The sequence below is a fragment of the Parabacteroides goldsteinii genome (assembly GCF_020091425.1).
Lineage (GTDB): Bacteria > Bacteroidota > Bacteroidia > Bacteroidales > Tannerellaceae > Parabacteroides > Parabacteroides goldsteinii.
In genome coordinates this window covers 1,172,605-1,192,586 of record NZ_CP081906.1, presented here as the reverse complement: position 1 = coordinate 1,192,586, position 19,982 = coordinate 1,172,605, and the positions used below count along the sequence as shown (strand labels likewise).

17 protein-coding genes are annotated in these 19,982 nt (G+C 43.0%); 10 read left to right on the top strand and 7 right to left on the bottom strand.

The window, feature by feature from the left end; genetic code table 11:
- The first annotated feature begins 11 nt into the window (after positions 1–11).
- Complete coding sequence (locus tag K6V26_RS05875; RefSeq protein WP_007652969.1) at positions 12–620, top strand: virulence RhuM family protein; 609 nt, start codon at positions 12–14, stop codon at positions 618–620.
- Positions 621–1,031: 411 nt separating this feature from the next.
- Here K6V26_RS05875 and K6V26_RS05870 read toward each other — a convergent pair whose 3' ends face one another.
- From K6V26_RS05870 to K6V26_RS05860, 3 genes are all read right to left on the bottom strand, one after another.
- Complete coding sequence (locus K6V26_RS05870) at positions 1,032–2,651, bottom strand: SusD/RagB family nutrient-binding outer membrane lipoprotein (RefSeq protein ID WP_007652968.1); 1,620 nt, start codon at positions 2,649–2,651, stop codon at positions 1,032–1,034.
- Between the two features lie 15 nt (positions 2,652–2,666).
- Positions 2,667–6,053: a TonB-dependent receptor gene (locus K6V26_RS05865; protein ID WP_082150472.1), complete on the bottom strand. Its 3,387-nt coding sequence runs from the start codon at positions 6,051–6,053 to the stop codon at positions 2,667–2,669.
- A 163-nt stretch (positions 6,054–6,216) separates the two neighbouring features.
- On the bottom strand, positions 6,217–7,245 hold the full coding sequence (locus K6V26_RS05860; protein ID WP_122329239.1) for a FecR family protein: 1,029 nt from the start codon (positions 7,243–7,245) through the stop codon (positions 6,217–6,219).
- A gap of 145 nt (positions 7,246–7,390) precedes the next feature.
- On the opposite strand from K6V26_RS05860, the gene gpmA reads away from it, so the two are divergent.
- From gpmA to K6V26_RS05825, 7 genes are all read left to right on the top strand, one after another.
- Positions 7,391–8,143, top strand: a complete 753-nt coding sequence (gene gpmA, locus K6V26_RS05855) for a 2,3-diphosphoglycerate-dependent phosphoglycerate mutase (protein WP_010799852.1) — start codon at positions 7,391–7,393, stop codon at positions 8,141–8,143.
- 108 nt (positions 8,144–8,251) lie between these two features.
- Positions 8,252–8,812 carry an RNA polymerase sigma-70 factor gene (locus K6V26_RS05850; protein WP_007652962.1) on the top strand — a complete coding sequence of 187 codons (561 nt, stop codon included), beginning with the start codon at positions 8,252–8,254 and terminating at the stop codon, positions 8,810–8,812.
- A 289-nt stretch (positions 8,813–9,101) separates the two neighbouring features.
- Positions 9,102–9,983, top strand: a complete 882-nt coding sequence (locus K6V26_RS05845) for a DUF3078 domain-containing protein (protein WP_007652960.1) — start codon at positions 9,102–9,104, stop codon at positions 9,981–9,983.
- Positions 9,984–10,091: 108 nt separating this feature from the next.
- Positions 10,092–11,111 (top strand): phenylalanine--tRNA ligase subunit alpha, encoded by a 1,020-nt coding sequence (gene pheS / locus K6V26_RS05840; protein ID WP_007652959.1) that lies wholly within the window; start codon positions 10,092–10,094, stop codon positions 11,109–11,111.
- Positions 11,112–11,187: 76 nt separating this feature from the next.
- On the top strand, positions 11,188–11,574 hold the full coding sequence (gene crcB / locus K6V26_RS05835; protein ID WP_007652957.1) for a fluoride efflux transporter CrcB: 387 nt from the start codon (positions 11,188–11,190) through the stop codon (positions 11,572–11,574).
- Positions 11,575–11,578: 4 nt separating this feature from the next.
- Positions 11,579–12,220: an endonuclease III gene (gene nth, locus K6V26_RS05830; protein WP_007652955.1), complete on the top strand. Its 642-nt coding sequence runs from the start codon at positions 11,579–11,581 to the stop codon at positions 12,218–12,220.
- 3 nt (positions 12,221–12,223) lie between these two features.
- Positions 12,224–13,123 (top strand): hypothetical protein, encoded by a 900-nt coding sequence (locus tag K6V26_RS05825; protein WP_010799853.1) that lies wholly within the window; start codon positions 12,224–12,226, stop codon positions 13,121–13,123.
- Here the strand turns inward: K6V26_RS05825 and K6V26_RS05820 are convergent.
- The 3 genes from K6V26_RS05820 to K6V26_RS05810 all read right to left on the bottom strand — a co-directional run bounded on the left by K6V26_RS05820 (position 13,090) and on the right by K6V26_RS05810 (position 15,955).
- Complete coding sequence (locus K6V26_RS05820; RefSeq protein ID WP_010799854.1) at positions 13,090–13,857, bottom strand: MBL fold metallo-hydrolase; 768 nt, start codon at positions 13,855–13,857, stop codon at positions 13,090–13,092. The genes K6V26_RS05825 and K6V26_RS05820 overlap by 34 nt on opposite strands.
- A complete protein-coding gene (gene murB, locus K6V26_RS05815) occupies positions 13,857–14,870 on the bottom strand; it encodes a UDP-N-acetylmuramate dehydrogenase (RefSeq protein WP_224264829.1) in 1,014 nt (337 codons plus the stop codon). The genes K6V26_RS05820 and murB overlap by 1 nt, the downstream gene beginning before the upstream one ends.
- 125 nt (positions 14,871–14,995) lie before the next feature.
- On the bottom strand, positions 14,996–15,955 hold the full coding sequence (locus K6V26_RS05810; RefSeq protein WP_224264828.1) for a hypothetical protein: 960 nt from the start codon (positions 15,953–15,955) through the stop codon (positions 14,996–14,998).
- Between the two features lie 273 nt (positions 15,956–16,228).
- Here K6V26_RS05810 and K6V26_RS05805 point away from each other — a divergent pair, with 273 nt between their 5' ends.
- Both K6V26_RS05805 and upp read left to right on the top strand, forming a co-directional pair.
- Entirely contained in the window at positions 16,229–16,519 is a 291-nt protein-coding gene (locus K6V26_RS05805; RefSeq protein ID WP_007652950.1) for an HU family DNA-binding protein, read from the top strand.
- A gap of 341 nt (positions 16,520–16,860) precedes the next feature.
- Complete coding sequence (gene upp, locus K6V26_RS05800; protein WP_007652949.1) at positions 16,861–17,514, top strand: uracil phosphoribosyltransferase; 654 nt, start codon at positions 16,861–16,863, stop codon at positions 17,512–17,514.
- Between the two features lie 9 nt (positions 17,515–17,523).
- On the opposite strand, the gene K6V26_RS05795 is transcribed toward upp, so the two are convergent.
- Complete coding sequence (locus K6V26_RS05795; RefSeq protein ID WP_224264827.1) at positions 17,524–19,899, bottom strand: ATP-binding protein; 2,376 nt, start codon at positions 19,897–19,899, stop codon at positions 17,524–17,526.
- Between the last annotated feature and the right edge of the window lie 83 nt (positions 19,900–19,982).

Below are 19,982 nucleotides of genomic sequence, written 5' to 3'. Positions count from 1 at the left end.
ACATATTAATTATGAAAGACAAAGGAGAAATTATTGTTTATCAATCTGAAAACACCTTACAATTAGAGGTTAGAATGGAAGATGAAACCGTTTGGCTGACCCAGGCACAAATGATAGAATTATTTCAAAGAGATCAATCAGTTATAGCCAGACACATCGGAAACATTTTCAAAGAAAAAGAGTTGGATGAAAAAAGCAATATGCATTTTTTGCATATTGCAAATTCAGATAAACCGGTGAAGGTCTATAGCCTCGACGTTATTATCTCTGTTGGCTATCGAGTAAAGTCACAAAGAGGTACTCAATTCAGGATATGGGCGAACAAAGTACTTAAAGAATATATGTTTAAAGGATATGTTATTAATCAACGCATAAACAAAATAGAAGTGACTATTTACACAAACCAGATACCGAAACAGTTATCGTTGGATTTGCAGCGTCACAACGCTCAATATGATCCAATCGACATCCAATTGTTTAGACAGTCGCACGACCGTTTCCTGATCATAGATGAAAAAGAACTTTACCATATCGGTACTTCCTTGAAAGATTTAGGAAAGAAATGGTTCGCTTTCTCTAAAATACAATTAGATATAAAAGAATTACTAAATCATTTATAAAACAGAAACTCCCTTCTTATTTCTTTTCCCTGTCAATCGCATCTGTAACCTAACGACAGATGCACCAATCGTTACGCAGCCCCCAGCAAGGGGTTGCGCAGCTTTTTGTGTGCGTTTGTGTAAACAGCCACCCCGGGACAGTTTCCCGGACAGGTTCCGCCCAAGGGCGACATCTGGTTCCGCTTCGTGGGCGGAGGTGGCTACTGAACAATTATTAGGTAAAACCTATTGTTTTCGTTTAGATAAAGATTTATCCATAATAACATGTGCTTTTACAAAAGGCCTCTACGAAATACGTGTAGAGGCTGAAAGTAATAAAGAATTAGCATTAAAAAAACGGAAGCCGCTCATACCACGACTTCCGTTTCCATCATCTTATACTCTTACCTTAATCTAATAACTGTATATCATCTAAAAGTTTCTTCCGGTATCCCACCATAGACGGGTTCCACAATTGTCGGCGCCACCCAATGCCTTTGTCAAAGCAGCATACTGCTCGGGATTGGCTGTTTGGATGCCGACAAAGAAGTTTAGTCTGCGCGGTCCCAGATTTGTATCGATTGTTCCCTGGCTGTCGTTCACCAAAACCGGGAACAGCTTAGGATAGCCGGTACGTCTTTGTTCAGCCCAAGCCTCACAGCCTTCGGGATAGCAGGCAATCCATTTCTGGGTAATAATCTTTTCAAGTTTTTCTTCGTTTGAAGCAGCGTTGTCCCATGCAGGAGTTACCTGGCTCATAGCTTCTACATTGAAAGCAGCATTGAAAGCATCCTGATAGCCTTTCGGCGTTTTCGTACTTTCCAGATATACGGCAACATCTTTAGCTCCCCACTGTGCAAAAGAGGCTTTAACGCCGTTTTCATAACAAGAACCCGGATTTTCGGAAGACCAACCTCTCAAAGCGGCCTCTGCACGCAGAAACCATACCTCGGCTGCTGTCATCAAGATAGCATTAGACGTCTGTGAAATAGTACTTTTCGAATGCTTGCTGTAATTTTTATGGTTGAACCCTGTTCCCTGGCGGATTCCTTTATAAGTTCCCTTCACCGGAACAATTTCAGTGCCTTCGCCACCAGCCGCTCTATCAAAATACTTCGGCAAGCGAGGGTCATCATAACCACCCAAATAAGATTCCATGTTCGCATTCAGAAATACTTCACCCCAGCCTTTATTGATTTCACCGAACGGATTATTATAACCGGTTCCGTCGGTAGAAACAGCCACGATATCGTTATCTTCTTCCAACAAACCTCCTGCATCCGTCAAAGCTTTCTTGGCTTCTGAGGCTGCCAGTACGGGGTCGGCCATGGCAATACGGATAGCGAGACGGAGGCGCAACGAATTAGCAAACCGTATCCATTCGGCATACGTACGTTTGCCCTGCGGCATCAGGATATCAAATTTGGCAAAGTTTTCCACATCCGGATTTGCTTCCATATAGGCACGTATCAAGCCGATTCCGGCATCCAAGTCTTCAAAGAATGCCTTATAAGCCTCAGCCTGTGTATCCGGCATGGAACCAGTCTTCGAACCAAACTGTGTATAGACGATAGGACCATACAAATCAGATACACGGTGCATCAGTTCAACCTTCAATATCTGGGTAATACCATAGAAAGAAGGATAATCTTTCTCCGTCAGATCTTCGGATTTCTGAATCTCCGTCATGATATATCCGTAGGTGTTTTCCCAAAACGAACCGTTCCATCCGTCCTGCATATTATAGGTTGTGTTCCCACGCCCTTCATTAAACGGATTGAAGTCGTGCACATAACCGGAAAACATATCGGCACCCAGGTTCTGCATTACCTGGAACGGCCAGTTCTTACCACCACCCCAGTCGTAATTAAAATAAATACCCTGCTGAACTACTCCCAGAGGAATACCGTATTTATTGAACTCCTGCTCTTTCGATTTATCCGGGAAACCGGCCTGGTTCGTATTATAAGATTCAAAATCATCCGTACAAGCTGAAAAACCGATCAATCCACCCAGAAAAATTGCGGCTATATATTTATAATTCTTTTTCATAATATACTGTCTTTATTAGAATGTAAATTTAACATTGAAACCTAAGCTTCTGGTAGTCGGCATACCGAATACATCGATACCCTGGTTGTCGTTGCCCGTTGAAAGGACTGCATCCGGATCGAAAGGAGCCGATTTGTGGAAGAAGAATAAGTTACGACCGACAAATGACAACTGTACATCCTGGAAAACCTTCGTTTTCTCCAGCAATCTCTTCGGGAACGTATAGCCTAAAGATAGTTCGCGCAGGCGGATATTGGTTGCACTATACATATAATATTCGGTACATCCGTTACGACCGCTGACAGCCGTATAGAATTTATCCGGTTTCACTTGCGTACCTTCCAGGTCTACAAATCCGGCATTACGTGCTGCAGCTGATTCGACGCTCACACCCTTCTGGTCCATATCGGCCTGTGTCTGCGACAAAACATCGCCACCAAAGCGGCCATCGATCAGGAAGTAAAGGCTAAATCCTTTATAAGTCAAGGTATTTCCCCAGCCCAACATAAAATCAGGATTGCTATTACCTACTTTGACCGTATTACCCGAACCGACTACGTTAGGAACCAAATCACCATCCTCATCCTTCGAGAAAACAATTTGGCCTGTCGCTTCGTCGCGTTCGAACGCCTTGCCATAGATATCACCCAGTGCACCGCCTTCTACAAGACGCATGGAGTAAGAGGAAGAGAAACCTTCGTCGCCATAGACAAATGTCTTCAGGTCAGGATGAAGTTCGATCACTTTGTTCTTATTCGTTGAGAAGTTAAATGAAGTCTTCCAACGGAAATCTTCTGTCATTACCGGTGTGATACCCAAGCTGATTTCAACACCCTGATTCTGGATGTTACCGGCATTCACATAGTAATATTTATAAGCTGCACCAGCAGAAGAAGGCAAAGTAAACAACTGGTTCTTCGTGTTTGTCTTATAGTAAGTGAAATCGAAGTCCAAACGGTAATCGAAGAATTTCCATTCCGTACCTACTTCCCATGAAGTACTCATTTCAGGTTTCAGTTCATCGAACGGAGCTTTTGAATTCGTCTGGATAGCTCCGCCAGCCACGATCAGGTCGTTGCTTCCAGCAACCGGATTACTGATGAAAAGAGGCAGGTCATTACCTACTTTACTCCATGAACCTCTTACCTTACCGAAGTTGATCCATTCCGGCATCGTCAGCGAGTTATTGATGATCCATGACAAGCCAACCGACGGATAGAAGAAACTGCTGTGTTTTGTATAAGCCAGCGTCGACGACCAGTCGTTACGGGCGGTCAGGTCCAGATATAAACTTTCTTTCCATCCCAGCTGGGCGGTTGCAAAGACAGACTGCATCACACGTTTCTGATCGATCTGCTGGTCGATATAAGAAGCCGTAGACATGATGATGTTAGCTACCGAGAACTGGTTCGGATAATACAGGGAAGCAGTCTTTGAATCCAGCCTCAGGGAGTTGACTGTCGTACTATTAATACTACCACCGATAGCGCCTGTCAAAGCAAAGTCGTCCCATTTCTTATTAAACATAGCCATAAAGTCTCCATAATACAACGTTTCCGTATGATTCAGGTCTATATAACGGCCGTTCGATCCGGCAATAGCCGGTGCAGTCGATGCATACATTTTCTGGTTATATGTATCGTGTGTATAATCGACTGTTCCACGAGCTTGCAGGCTCAACCAATCTGTAATCTTCAGGCTGGCCGTCAAAGAAGTGATGGCATGGGTACGTTTGTCGTTACTTTTAATACGGTTAGTGATCCAATACGGATTCTGTTCCATATCACGTTCGGCATCTGTATACCAGTTTTGTTCCATCAAATTGCGGGTGTCGTTGAAAGTTTCAAAGTTCGTGCGATACTCACCGATATTCTCGCCACGCGGGAAACGGTAAAGACCTACCAACGGGTTCATGTAATAACCACCGGAGGCCGGACGGTTCTTGATACTCTGCGACAGTAAATTCACGTTCGCATCCAGTTTCAGGTAATCATCAAAGAAACTGGCGGTTTCGCGGAAATTCAGGTTATGCTTCTGCATCTTATTATGCTCCACGATACCTTTTGCGGTTGTGTTGGCATATGAGAAATAAGTCTGCATCTTTTCGTTACCGGTCGTAAGAGACAGGGAGTTGATAGCGGTCACTCCATTCTGGAAGAAATCACCGACATTATCATAAGGGGTCAGACTCCCCTTCGGTCCCCAACTGGTCTTCGTTTCCTTATCCATCCCGTATTCATTCTGAAATTCCGGTAAACTCATGGCATGATCGACCGTCAGGTTGGAAGAGAAAGTGATCTTCTGCACGCCAGCTTTCCCTTTCTTCGTTGTGATCAGGATAACACCGTTGGCTGCTTGCGAACCGTAAAGAGCGGCAGCGGAAGCACCTTTCAGGATACTCATGCTTTCGATATCGTCCGGGTTGAGGTTGGAAATACCATCGCCACCATCACGGTTACCGGCATCTGCCGTACCACCGATTGCGCTGACAGCCTGTTCGTTACTGCTATTCAACATCGGTACACCATCGATTACATATAAAGGTTGGTTGTTTCCGCTTACCGAACGGTTACCACGAATAGATACTTTGGCTGAACCACCCAATCCGGAAGAACTTTTGTTGATCTGAACACCGGCTGTCTTACCAGCCAGAGCGTTAATCATATTCGGGTCTTTCGCACGTGTCAGCTCATCGCCACCCACCTGCTGGGTCGAATAAGTAAGGGAGGCTTCTTTCTTTTTGATACCCAAAGCCGTGACTACCACTTCTTCGATATTCTGGGTATCTTCTGCCAATTGTACATTCAGAGAAGACTGGCCGGCATATTTAACTTCCTGCGGGTTATATCCGATATAAGATATAACGATAACGGAATTTTGAGGAACGGTCAATGTAAATTTACCATCGATATCGGTAATCGTACCGTTGGTCGTACCTTTTTGCAACACGTTGGCACCGATGATCGGTTCGCCCGTTTTATCAGTAACAACACCTGTTACCGTCTTTCCGGCCTGTTGCATGATCGCTTCCTTTTTATTAAGGATAATTTTTGTGTTTACTACCGTATAAGCGATATCGGAATCACCGAACAGTTTGTTTAGCACATCGAAAATGTTCTTTTCGTCTACTTTTACAGATACTTTACGGCTGGTGTTTACAATGTTGGCATCATAGATAAACGAGAAGTCCGTTTCATTTTCAACAGCTTCGAGCACACTGGCGATCGTACTGTTCGACATATCCAGCGAAAGCGTAGCATTTTGTGCATACGTATTACCCGCTACTGCGATACCAAGACTAAGGAAAAAGAATACAACGCTCAATCTCATAACTAATGGTATTTTTCGGAAGAGAGAATAACTTTTCTTACCGATAATTTCTAAGGTTACAATTTTATTCATAATTTTGTGATGCTTATTATTTAATATAAAGTTAACTATAGCTGCGTCAACAGCTTGGACTTTTACATGCGGGAAGATGCGTCAACATCTTTCTGCATGTTTTTTTGGACTCTTTTTTACTTCCACATAGGCATTCTGATTTAAAAAGGTTCTACACTATTATTTATTCTTTCGATATTTCTATAACAGACATTTCCAAACGATTATCATTCGTTATGACCGGCTTATCGATCTTAAACTTGATATCCGAGGCGAGCTTGATATATTCCATGACCTGCGGCAATTGCTCATTTTTAAACCTTGCGGTAATGATGGCATTCAGCACGTCCCGGTCTTTCACGTTAAACTGTACATTATAATGGCGTCGCAACGTCTTCAGGACCTGCCCCATCGGAGTATTCTTGAAAATGATCTCACCATTACGCCAGGCTACCTTATTATCTGCGTTGACCGAAGTGATAGATAATTTTCCACCTACCCTCGTAAAATCCGCTTTCTCGTCGGGTTTCAGAATCTGATGAACGATTTTACCTCCTGCCTGTGCTATATTCAATTTCACAGAGCCTTCCACCAAAGTTGTGGAAACAACATCGTCATCATTATAGGCAGATACATCGAAACGTGTTCCGAGCACTTCCACAGAATAGACCGGATCGACTTTCACGATAAAAGGCTTTTCCGGATTCTTCGTCACTTCAAAATAACCTTGCCCGGTCAATTCAACCAGCCGGCACTCAGGCCAGAAATTTTCAGGATACTTCAAAGAACTTCCGGCATTCAACCAAACTTTCGATCCGTCAGGCAATTCGAAAGTCGAAACCACTCCGGGATTGGTGCGCACTTCTACCATGCGCACCTTCTCTTTACCCGTCTGCATAAAGAAATAGGCAGATAAAACTAATACCGGAATGAACAGTATCGCTGCAACTCTTTGCATAAACTGTAGGGAGTGGCGGAAACTAACCTTTTTATTTTGTTTACGTACTCTCGATTTGAAACGGACCAAAGCCATTTCGGGATCGACCGATTCCATTACCCGCAAACGGTCAGTCACCTGCAAGGTGAAATAGACCTGTTCCAGTAGTTTCTCGTTCTCGGTCGACTCGGCAACCCAGTCGTCAACCCGGGTACGTTCCTCGTCAGTCAATGTTCCGTCGAGATATTTTATCAGTATGTTTTCGTCTACTATCATCTTTTTTCCTGTTTCTATAATTAATACAATTCAGAAAAAAGATATACTAAACGAAAATGTGATTTTTTTTAGAAAAAGTTCAATATCTTTTCCTGCTTCTCGATTGTTATCTAATAAACAGATAGTTATAATAAATAAAAAGCATATGAAAAAGATTGTTTTACTTCGCCACGGCGAAAGCGCATGGAACAAAGAAAACCGGTTTACGGGTTGGACGGATGTTGATCTGACAGAAAAAGGGATTGAAGAAGCATATAAAGCAGGTGAATTACTAAGAAAAGAAGGATATGTGTTCGATAAAGCATACACCTCCTACCTGAAACGTGCCGTCAAAACATTAAATTGCGTACTCGACCGCATGGACCAGGATTGGATTCCGGTAGAGAAAAGCTGGCGTTTGAATGAAAAACATTACGGAGCCTTACAAGGTCTCAACAAAAGCGAGACAGCCGAAAAATATGGTGATGAACAGGTCCTGATCTGGCGCAGAAGTTACGATGTGGCTCCGCATGCATTGAAAGAGGACGATCCGCGTAACCCCCGATTCGAAATACGTTATAAAGATGTACCCGATGCCGAATTGCCACGTACGGAATCACTGAAAGATACTGTCGAACGCATCCTCCCTTATTGGAAAGACGTCATTTTTCCTTCGCTCGAAACTGCCGACCAGATTTTAGTGACAGCCCACGGCAACAGCCTGAGAGGTATTATTAAATATGTACGTAACATACCGGATGAAGAGATCGTACACCTGAATCTTCCGACAGCCGTCCCTTACGTACTCGAATTCGATGACGACCTGAATCTTGTAAAAGATTATTTCCTGGGGGATCCGGAAGAGATCAAAAAACTGATGGAAGCAGTTGCCAACCAGGGGAAAAAAACAAAGAAATAATTATTTATCATAGCTGACGCCCGGAAATATTTCACAAAAACCCGGGCGTTAATTGTTAATTCTTAAAATATTTGTTTAAGTTTGCACTATATCAAAACATTCATATCAGTGATAACAAGCAATGAAGAGACCTTAAATAGACTTAAAGCCGGTGACGAGAGTGTATTCGATGCGGTCTACAAACAATATTATAAAGGGTTATGCGCCTTCGCCTCCCAATATGTAGCCGAGACGGAAACGGAAGAAATCGTACAGGAAGTGATGATGTGGCTTTGGGAAAACCGTGCGATGCTGGTTCCTCAAATGTCCCTCAAATCATTGCTGTTTACTATTGTCAAAAATAAATGCCTGAATAATATAACCCACAATCAAATCAAACAACGGGTACACGAAAAGTTGTATGCCAAATTTGAAAATCAATTCGAAGATCCGGATTTTTACATAGAAGGAGAATTGATCGCCTTGGCAACCAAGGCGATCAGGGAGCTCCCTGAAGAATACCGGAAAGCATTCGAAATGAATCGTTTCGGACATCTAACCTACAACGAAATAGCCGAGCGTACCGGTGTATCACCCAAAACCATCGCTTACCGCATATCACAGTCTTTGAAAATACTACGCACGGAACTGAAAGAATACATGCCGCTTTTTCTAGCTCTCTTACATTGACAACATAGCAATATCGACATTTTGTCCACAAAGCTATCATTTACATTTTAACGCAAATAGCTTCTCATTTTAAACAAAACGATACGTTAAAAAATATTACCCGCTGGGGTATTTTATTTTACCCGGTATATTAATCCGATTTACCCGGTTGGGTAGTGTCATTTTGATAATCGGAAAAACGGAGAATATGACAGGACAATCTTAATCCATCCTTAAACAAAAATAAATGAATCATGTTTAAATAATAAAGTGGCCTCTTTATAAAAAACAACTTAAAATATAACAGTATATGAAACGTACATTTTTAATGATAGCATTTGCCGCACTGGCAACTATCGCATATAGTCAAACCGACGATAAAGGTTACGAAGAAGGAAAATATGTATTGAAAGGCGTATCAGGCCTCAACCTGTCGCAAACAGCGATGACCAACTGGTCAGCCGGAGGCGAAAACTCGGTAGCCGGAAATGCCTATCTGAACGGTTCGCTGACACACAAAAACGGAAACTGGCTCTGGGTGACCAACCTGGTTCTCGATTACGGACTGACAAAAACCAAGTCGCAGGGGATGCGCAAGAGCACCGATAAGATCGGACTTTCCACCCAGCTGGGCTATTCTACGAACAATGTCTGGTTCTACACACTGATGGGCGACCTGAACACACAGTTTGCCAAAGGATACAATTATCCGGACAAGGAACATTATATCTCCAACTTTTTCGCGCCGGCCTATTCCAACGTTTCGCTGGGTATGGAATACCGCCCGAAAAGCAATTATTCGATCTACCTCTCTCCCGTTTCAGCAAAAATGACTTTTGTTGAGGACGATTACCTGTCCGATCTGGGCGCATTCGGTGTCGATCCCGGTGACCGTTTCAAGATCGAATGTGGCGCTTACCTCAAAGCCCGTGCAGAAATGCCGGTGATGGAAAACGTAAGCCTGATCACTACAGCCGATTTTTTCACTCCGTATAGTAATCAGTTCGGAAACATCGATGTCAACTGGGACATGCTCATTAGTATGAAGATCAACAAATTCCTGTCGGCTACGCTCAACACGACACTGAAATACGACAACGACGTGAAAACCTTCGATGACAACGGTACGAAACATGGGGCAAAAGTGCAGTTCAAAGAGATACTCGGCGTAGGTCTTGCCTATAATTTTTAGGAATAGAAAGGAGACTACCTGTGTTTTTAAGAAAAAACCTTCCGCAATCGGTTGCAGTATCCAAAAGAAAGGAGTAAATTTGCACGTCGAAAACAAATATGATTAGAAATGATCGATAAAATTAAAGCTCTGCTTCAGGAAGTAGAGAATATGAAGGCTGCAAATGCCGAAGAGCTGGAAGCTTTACGCATCAAATACCTCAGCAAGAAAGGAGAAATTTCTGCGCTGATGAATGATTTCCGCAACGTTGCGGCTGACCAGAAGCGTGAAGTGGGTAAATTCCTCAACGAGCTGAAAGAAGCTACTCAAAATAAAATCAATGAACTGAAAGAAGGTTTCGACAATGTACAGACCGGAAACGATGACATCGACCTGACGCGTACATCTTATCCTATCGAACTCGGCACACGCCACCCGCTTTCAATCGTTAAAAAGGAAATATGCGACATTTTCGGACGTCTGGGATTCAGCATCGCTGAAGGCCCCGAAATCGAAGATGACTGGCATGTTTTCTCTTCTTTGAATTTTGCTGAAGACCATCCAGCACGTGATATGCAGGATACGTTCTTCATACAACATAATCCGGACGTGTTATTGCGAACACATACATCATCGGTACAGACTCGTGTGATGGAGACTCAGGAACCTCCTATCCGCATCATCTGCCCCGGACGTGTATATCGTAATGAAGCTATTTCTTATCGCGCACACTGTTTCTTCCACCAGGTAGAAGCCCTGTATGTCGACAAGAATGTCTCATTCGCCGACTTGAAACAGGCATTGCTTTTCTTTGCAAAAGAAATGTTCGGTCCGGAAACGAAAATACGTTTACGCCCCTCCTACTTCCCGTTCACAGAGCCATCCGCAGAGATGGATATTTCCTGTAACCTGTGTGGCGGTAAAGGATGTGCATTCTGTAAACATACCGGTTGGGTAGAAATACTCGGTTGCGGTATGGTAGACCCGAATGTACTCGAAAATTGCGGTATCGACAGCAAAGTTTATACCGGATATGCACTGGGAATGGGTATCGAACGTATTACAAACCTGAAATACCAAGTTAAAGACCTACGAATGTTCTCAGAAAACGATGTTCGTTTCCTGAAACAATTCGAATCAGCCAATTAAATTGAAAACCTAAATCATTTACCATCTTCCCCGGGCCTTTAACCAGCCCGGGGGAAACACACAAGGAGGATGAAATATGATAAAGGTTTTAATTTTAATTACAGGAGGAGCAATCGGATCGGCACTGCGTTATGGAGTTTCCATGTGGGTGCAGCGTTCGTTGCAGTATTCCTTTCCCTTTGGGATACTATCCGTTAATATAATCGGCTCTTTTCTGATCGGCTTCTGCTGGAGTCTTGCCGAAAATTACAACTTCTCAGCCAACACAAGGGCATTTCTTTTCACCGGTCTGTTTGGCGGATTTACAACTTTTTCTTCGTTTGCACTGGATACTATGTCACTGATAAAAATCGGTGATTATAAATTAGCTCTCTTAAACATACTGGCTAGTAACGTTTTAGGACTTATTGCCGTTTTCCTGGGTTTGTTACTCGGAAAAAATGTATTATCTTTAATGAAATAACAGGATGAAAAAAGAGGAACGATATAAAGGTGTATTAGACTGGTTCGAAGCAAACGTACCGGTTGCAGAAACGGAACTTCATTACGACGATCCGTACCAACTGCTTATTGCCGTGATTCTATCGGCTCAGTGCACCGACAAACGGGTGAATATGATTACGCCGGCTCTGTTTAGGGATTTCCCGACAGCAGAAGTGCTGGCAGCTTCCACACCGGAGGTCGTATTTGAATATATCCGTAGTGTCTCCTACCCGAACAATAAATCGAAGCATCTGGTCGGAATGGCCAAAATGCTGATGGCTGATTTCGGCGGCGTAGTCCCTTCGGACATAGACGAGTTGCAAAAGCTGCCCGGCGTAGGACGCAAGACAGCCAATGTGATCGCCTCCGTTGTCTACAACAAGCCGGCAATGGCCGTAGACACCCACGTATTCCGTGTCGCCAACCGCATCGGATTGACAAACAACAGCAAAACACCGCTCGAAACAGAAAAAGAACTGGTGAAAAACATCCCGGAGAAACAGATACCTATCGCTCACCACTGGCTGATCCTGCACGGACGATACGTCTGCGTAGCCAGAAAGCCCAAATGTGAGGAATGCGGACTCAAGCCTTGGTGCAAATATTTCCTGAAGGCAAAAATTTAGAGAATGAGAATTTACAGGCGGGAAATAGTGATTATCATCTTAACTGCTCTCGCTACGCTGTCGGCAGTCTACTACTTTTTCGGTGACATGAAAGAGAGTAAAGAACTGGTGCAAACAGATTTATATACCCTGACTGCACCGGAACCGGAAGCGATACTTGCCGTAAACCGTCCTTCCGTTTTTGCCCGGATAATACTAACCAAGGAACCTGTTTACCAGGCATTCGCCTCTAAAATCCCTGAAATATATCTTACTATCATCCGAAAGAATCCGGAAATTGCCTCATTACATCTCTCATTCCATCCGCAGGGTATTGTAATGTATGCAAAAGCGGATAAAAGCATGTCCCGACATATAGAAGAAAATGTTTTAAAAACAGCTTTCAAATCATTCGCTCCTCAACAGCAAACCAAAGGAGGCATCACTTTTACCTATTGCCCGGATGCCGGAAACCGCTTTTTCGGCTACTACCAACATAATGGCGTATGGGTCGCCAGTTACAGCAGGAAATTGCTGGAGGAAGTAGCGGCCATACAAAGAAAGCAGAAAAACAACCAGCCGAAGGAACAAATGTTACTCCGTAAAACACTCGACAGCAATGCTCCGCTTAACCTGATGATACAATCGAAACTGTTAGACTTATATGTGAAAGCGAACGATTCTACCCTATGGAGAATCAGCGACAGATGGCTGGGAGCCGACCTTTTTGAAAGCGAAGGGAATATTTGTTACTTTAGCAGTCTGCCGTATCATGAACCAGCCGACACACTTTTCAAGACGATTGGCGATACACTGTCGGTCAGATTAGAACAACATTTCCCGCAACTTCATATTTCCAGCCAGATTTATGAAGAAAACGGGAAAGTATATTATACCGGTTGCAGTTTGGGAATTTCCAATTGATCATATGCCAGATGAACATGCGGAGGCAACTCTTTTTCTACCTGGCTTTGCAAGCCGATCCGATGGCTCATATGAATCAGATAGGATTCTTTGGGACGGATGCGTCCGATCTGTTCTAATGCTTCTCCCACACTTTCATGCGTCGGATGCTCTTCCCAGCGCAAAGCAGTAATAATCAAAACATCCAATCCTTCCAGTTTGGCATATTCTTCTTCCGGAAGAGATTTCAGGTCGGTCAGGTAGGCCATATTCCCTATCCGGAACCCCAGGATAGGCAGTCTTCCGTGCATTACCCGGATAGGAATTATCTCTATCCCGGCAGCCATAAAAGGTTCTGTCGTCACACGGTGGATTTTTAGATTGGGAACACCCGGATATCTATTTTCGCGGAAAACATACGGGATACGCGTCTCTATGGCTTCAGCCACATTTTCTTCAGTATATATATGTATGTCTCCTTCCCGTCCGAACGGACGCAGGTCATCCAATCCTCCGACATGGTCATAATGTTCGTGTGAGATCAGGACGGCGTCCAGGTGGTATGTTTTACTTTGTATCATTTGCCAGCGGAAATCCGGTCCACAGTCCAGCAAGATACGCTTCCCCTCTGTTTCTACTAATACTGATGTACGCAGGCGCCAGTCGCGGGGATCTTTGCTTGTACAAACTTCACACTGACAGCCTATTTCGGGAACCCCGGTTGAAGTTCCCGTTCCCAGAAATGTAATTTTCATTATCCTACATATTTAACCTCAGGCATTATCTCGATGCCAAAACGATCTTTTACGGCAGTACGGATACTTTCCGCCACCAGAGCAATCTCGTGTCCCCGGGCTTCTCCCAGGTTGACCAGGACCAGTGCCTGTTTTTCATATACGCCGACCGGACCATGCGATTTGCCTTTAAAGCCACATTGTTCGATCAACCAACCGGCAGGAACTTTCACTTTTCCCTCACCAGCCGGATAAGAAGGCATACCGGAATATTGCTCCTTCAGTTTCTCAAACTGTGCAACAGGAATAACCGGATTCATAAAGAAACTGCCGGCATTTCCCAGCTTGTCCGGATCGGGCAGCTTCTCCTGACGGATCGCGATCACGGCCCGGCGGATTGCTTCCAATGTTACTTCCGGACATTTAGCCAGCTCTTCCTTCAGGTTTCCATAGTTGATGGAAAAGGATGGGCGTTTATCCAACCGTATTATTATATATGTAACAATGTGCGGGTCGTTATGTTCGTTTTTGAAATAACTGCTGCGATAGCCATACTGGCATTCTTCATTCGTAAATACCCGCTTTTCAAAAGTCAACTGGTTATATGTTTCCACACTTTCTATCACATCTTTTATCTCCGCCCCGTAGGCTCCAATGTTCTGGATAGCGGCAGCGCCAGCTTCACCCGGGATCAGGGAAAGATTTTCTATTCCTCCCCACCCGTTGGCAACGGCATGCGCAACAACATCGTCCCACCTTTCGGCGGCACCGACACGCAGCCAAATATGTTCGTCGGTTTCCTTCTCCACACGGATACCTTTGATGGCCGAGTGCAGGATGATACCGTTGAAGTCATTTATAAACAGCAGATTGCTTCCGCTGCCGATATGCAGCGACAAACACTCCTGAAAATACTCGTCCCGTAGAACCCGTCCTAATTCTTCTTCATTCGTATATTCCATGAACCACCGCGTCTTAACCGGCAGGTGAAATGTATTATGCTTCTCCAGGGAGTAATTCTCTTCTATCCTCATAATATCTGTTTATTTATTGCGGGACAAAAGTAGTAATAATGTGCTAATATGCCAATGTGCCAACATGCCAATTGAGAAATATCTTTATAATTGGCATATTGATCTATTGGCACATTGGCATATTATTATAAGGTATCTACGATTTCACGCTGTTTCGTGAAAAAGATCATCCGCTGTATCTCTCCGCTCTGCGAGATTAAAGTAGAATAGCGTTTCAACGACTGGATCCATTCTTTCTGGGCACGGCAGATTTCCGGATGTTGCGAATCCATATAGTTGATAGCATAAAGACGGAACATGCACAACTGGAAGCTCCCTTTTTCCAGAAATGTATATGTAGCCTCAAAATTAATATTGGAAAGATACAAATAAACTTTGTTACCATTCGGATATTCCCCCCGGGCAGCAATCTGTTCCATTTCATCCAATAAACGATTCAGCTCCTGTTTCATCACTTCGATATCATCATCGCTCAGCATGTTCAGCCCTGCAAAATACTTGATCTCCCTAACCAACGACTGGAAAATATTATTATCAAGAATCGTATAGGTAGACGGAACCTGGCGGCACTCCTGCATCAGTTTACGCTGGGACTCCAGTATTTTCTCCGTCACAACGATATCCGACATACTTGCAGTGATCTTCATCCCGTTATTCTGATGCATCCACCGGCAAAGACGGAATTTGGTCAGACGCTCATACGGAGAATAAAATGTAAACGGAACGATATTACAAGCGGCACTGAGTACCGATTTGGGATCTTCCTTGGCAAATGTAAATAATTTATGATAACGTTTGAGTATATCATGGTAACTTTCCATCTGACTCATATTATTAGAGACATTCAGATTAAAAACGGCTCCTTCCGCCCGGTTGGTTCCAACGATCTGGTCCAGGGAAATCCCCAGACTCTGAGACAATAATGATACTTCATAAAATGTAAACGGAACCTCCCCACGCAACCGGCGATAAACGGCTTCCTTACCTATAGATATAATATCCATAATATAGTTAGCCAAATTTGTCTCCTCCGAGAGATGTTCCCTCATGGCTTTTATCAGCCCGTTATTCAATGCATCTTTCATAATTATTAGTGTGTTATTTACTATTTCTACTCATATATTCTTCTCACAATACAATAAAAATAAAGTGTGGTCAAATAGCATTAACGCCTTTCTTCGTTTCGATTATCGCAAACCAATGTGAATTAACGTTTTTTGTTTCTAAAATCGTAACAAAAGGCTACAGCTATTGTTTAATAAGAAATGCAAGCAAATTTTGTTGTCTGAAAAAAGACACCATATAAAAAAATCAATGCTTACATTTGCAATGTATATAATCATTAAAAAGAAACACTCATGAACAAAGCAGAACTTATCGAAGCCTTAGCAGATAAGGCAGGGTTACAAAAGCAAAAAGCAAAAAAAGTATTAGATGCTTACATCGAGATTGTAACCGAAAAAATGTCGCAAAAAGAGGAAATTACTCTTATCGGTTTTGGTACTTTAATACCTAGACCGCAAACTAGTCGCCTGGCTCGTAATCCTAAAACGGGTACTCCGGTACAGATTCCAGCTAGAACAACGGTAAAGTTCAAACCCGGTAAATTCTTGCTGGAGGCTATGAACGGCACTGGCGAAAAAAAATAATATGATTTATTTCTTTAACTTCCTTCTTGCTTCGGCAGGAAGGAAGTTTTTTACACCTCCTTTTTCTGTTTACTTTATCATATCTGCAAAAATACATACAGAAATCCACTAAAAAGGGGTGTTTTTAATGAATATCGAAACCGTAAGGTTCTAATTAAACAACCGCAAGCATGTCCCCAATTCAATTATCGCAATTTTAGAATCCGAACAGCACCTCTTGTTTCGGAATGTGAAACTTTTGCCCTATACCTGGAATTTTACAGAGAAACATTTGTATGATGCTCTAATTATATCTAATTTCGACACCGGAAATTTTAGTCTGCATATACAATATAATACACATGAAAATAGTTAATCTCGGAGAGTCAAACTCCATACTGAACAGGTTCGTATCCGAACTTAGAGATGTAAATATCCAGAAGGACAGCCTTCGTTTTCGTAGAAACATTGAACGCATCGGCGAAATCATGGCTTATGAAATCAGCAAAGATTTTGCCTACAGCCAAAAAGATATTCAAACCCCTTTAGGAGTCGCACCGATGAATACACCCGACGACCGGATAGTAATCAGTACGATATTACGTGCAGGACTTCCTTATCACCAGGGATTTTTAAGCTATCTCGATTATGCCGAAAATGCCTTTGTCTCTGCCTATCGCAAATATAAAGACCGTCTGAACTTTGACATTCACATCGAATATATCGCATCCCCGAGACTGACAGAGAAAACATTGATCATCACCGACCCGATGCTAGCCACCGGAAGTTCCATGGAACTGGCCTATGAAGCATTGTTGACCAAAGGACATCCTTCGCATATCCATGTGGCCTCCATCATCGCCAGCAAACAGGCAATAGAATATCTGCAAAGAAAAATGCCGGATGACAAAACAACGATTTGGATCGCCGCACTGGATGACGAACTGGACGATCATTCCTACATCATCCCCGGCCTGGGAGATGCCGGAGATCTTGCTTACGGAGAAAAAGAATAAAAGAATATTTTATCGGGGTAAGGAGAACCAAAAGCAGGAACCTTTTCCGGGCTCAGAACTTACTCCGATTTTTCCTTTCTGCTGTTCGACAATACTTTTGCAGATAGAAAGTCCCAACCCTGTACCTTGCTTAAAGTCATTTCCCTTATAAAAGCGGTCGAAGACATGAGCCTGCACTTCTTCACTCATCCCCTCTCCCGTATCCGTCACCGTAAAGACAACTTCATCAGGCTTTATTTCATAACCCAACATGATAGAACCTTTATCCGTGTGCTTGATCGCATTGTTTATGAAGTTGGAAAACAACTGGTTCAGGCGCACAGGATCGAAATCAAAAGTACAAGGCGACAAATCCGGCTGACTGCCAAGCACAACCCCCTCATGAAGTTTGATACTCAGCGACTTCACCAGATCATCCAAAAATTCTTTGAGCTCAATACGACTTGGTTTGAACTCAATTGTATTCGCTTCTATCTTAGCCAGATCCAGCACATCAGAGATCAACTGCAACAAAAGTTCATTATTCTTCTGAATAATCTCTACAAACTGCGACTGTTCCTCTTTATCATCCGTATCGACCAGTAAAGTAGAAAAGCCGACAATCGCATTCAACGGAGTTCGGATCTCATGGCTCATATTTGCCAGGAAAGCAGAGTTCAAACGATCCAGTTCTTCTGCCTTTTCACGCTGTTGTTCAGTTTCTTTCAATTCCGTGATATCATAATTCACACAGATCATTTCCAGTTTATCCGGATCATTCGACTGAGGGTTACGCATCACATTTACACGTATCCACTTCCAACCGGAATCCGTCTTGATACGCAATTCCTTGCGGATACTGGTTGCCTCCCCTCTCTTAACCCGGTCAAAGAAGTCCATCATCACTTTACGGTCTTCCGGATGCACGGCGCTATATACACCAATAATCTGCTCCAACGGCGTGCCATCTTGTTCCCCCAGATTTTGATACCACTGGCTGATGGCATATCCTTCGCGTGTCAGCAAATCGAATTTGGCATATCCTACTTTCGCATAATGACTAACCAGGGTGAAGAAATATTCAAACTCCTCAATACGGTTATAAGCGACCATCTTATCCGTATTATCCAGATTAATGAATAGGTAATTGATCAGTTCACCTTTACTGTCATAAAGCATACTAACCTTGGTTATCAAGTCTATAACTCCGTTTTTCTTCGTCGGATAATACCCATTGGATATAATATCGCTAAAAGAATAAGTCAGGCGAAAAGAGACAGGTTTCCTCTTTCTCATCTTTTCCAGCACATCAGGGGGAATCTGAGGATTATCAAAGATGTTAACACCTAGGGCCTCTTTTTTCGAACCGAGTCCAAAAATATCTACATCCTTATTATTCATATCGACAAGATATCCGTCCTTATCATACAACTCTATGCCGACCGGTATATTCGTATAAATATTACGCAACAACTTTCCGCTATGGTCGAGCGCTTCGTTGATTCTCGCCATTTTTGTAATAATACTGATAATATTGGCGATGGACGAAAGCCATTGATAGTCTTCCAGCGTCCATATGCGATATTTATCTACAATATCGATCCCGATATATCCCAAAGCTTTTTTCTTTATGATCAAAGGAATCAGAACAAACGAAAGCACTCCTCTCTTCTGCAAATACATTTTTTCAGATTCCGCATCTTCCGGCAACTCGTTCAGATTGTTTATCATCACCGGATAAAGATTCCGTATTTTCCGTGTCGACCAAACCAGCGTGGAGACCGGTATATTCTGCAATGAGGAACGGACAGCGGCAACACCTTTGCTGCAAACTTCATACGTACAACTAAGCGTCTGCTTGTCATCACTGTATTCCATGATACAGGCACGCCCCTTTGTATCGATCGAAAAGAGAATTTCAGTCAGCACCAACTGGATAGATTCAACCAAATCGTTTGTCTGGATAAAAGAATGTAAGGCACGCGAAATACTCCCCAAATGCCTTAACAAACCATCTACCTGGCTGCCTTCCGTTGCCGGTTTATTCGTTTCTTCCTCGCTATATGGCACCAACTGAAGAATGCCTAACACATAAACACGTCCGGAAGGTTCGATCTCCCGCTTGCAAATTTTAGAACGAACAAACTTAAAGCCATAACAAGTCTTGATCGGAAATATCTGTTCGTAAATACCGACCTCCCTGAAATAAGCAAATTCATTGGCAATCCGGGCTCTATAATCTTCACGTATCAACTGGAGGAAATCTTTGGTCGGAATAATTTTATCTTTCAGTTCCAACAAACTGACCAGATAATCCGAACATATATAGACTCTCTTATCAAAGTCAATTTCCCACCAACCGACTTGCGCCGTATCCAGCAATAACTTATATTGAGCTGTATCCATTTTTTTAATACTAGTAAGCAACAAAATTCGTTATAATAAATCAGACCAGCAAATTTTATTTCTGTTTATATTCAACGGTTTTT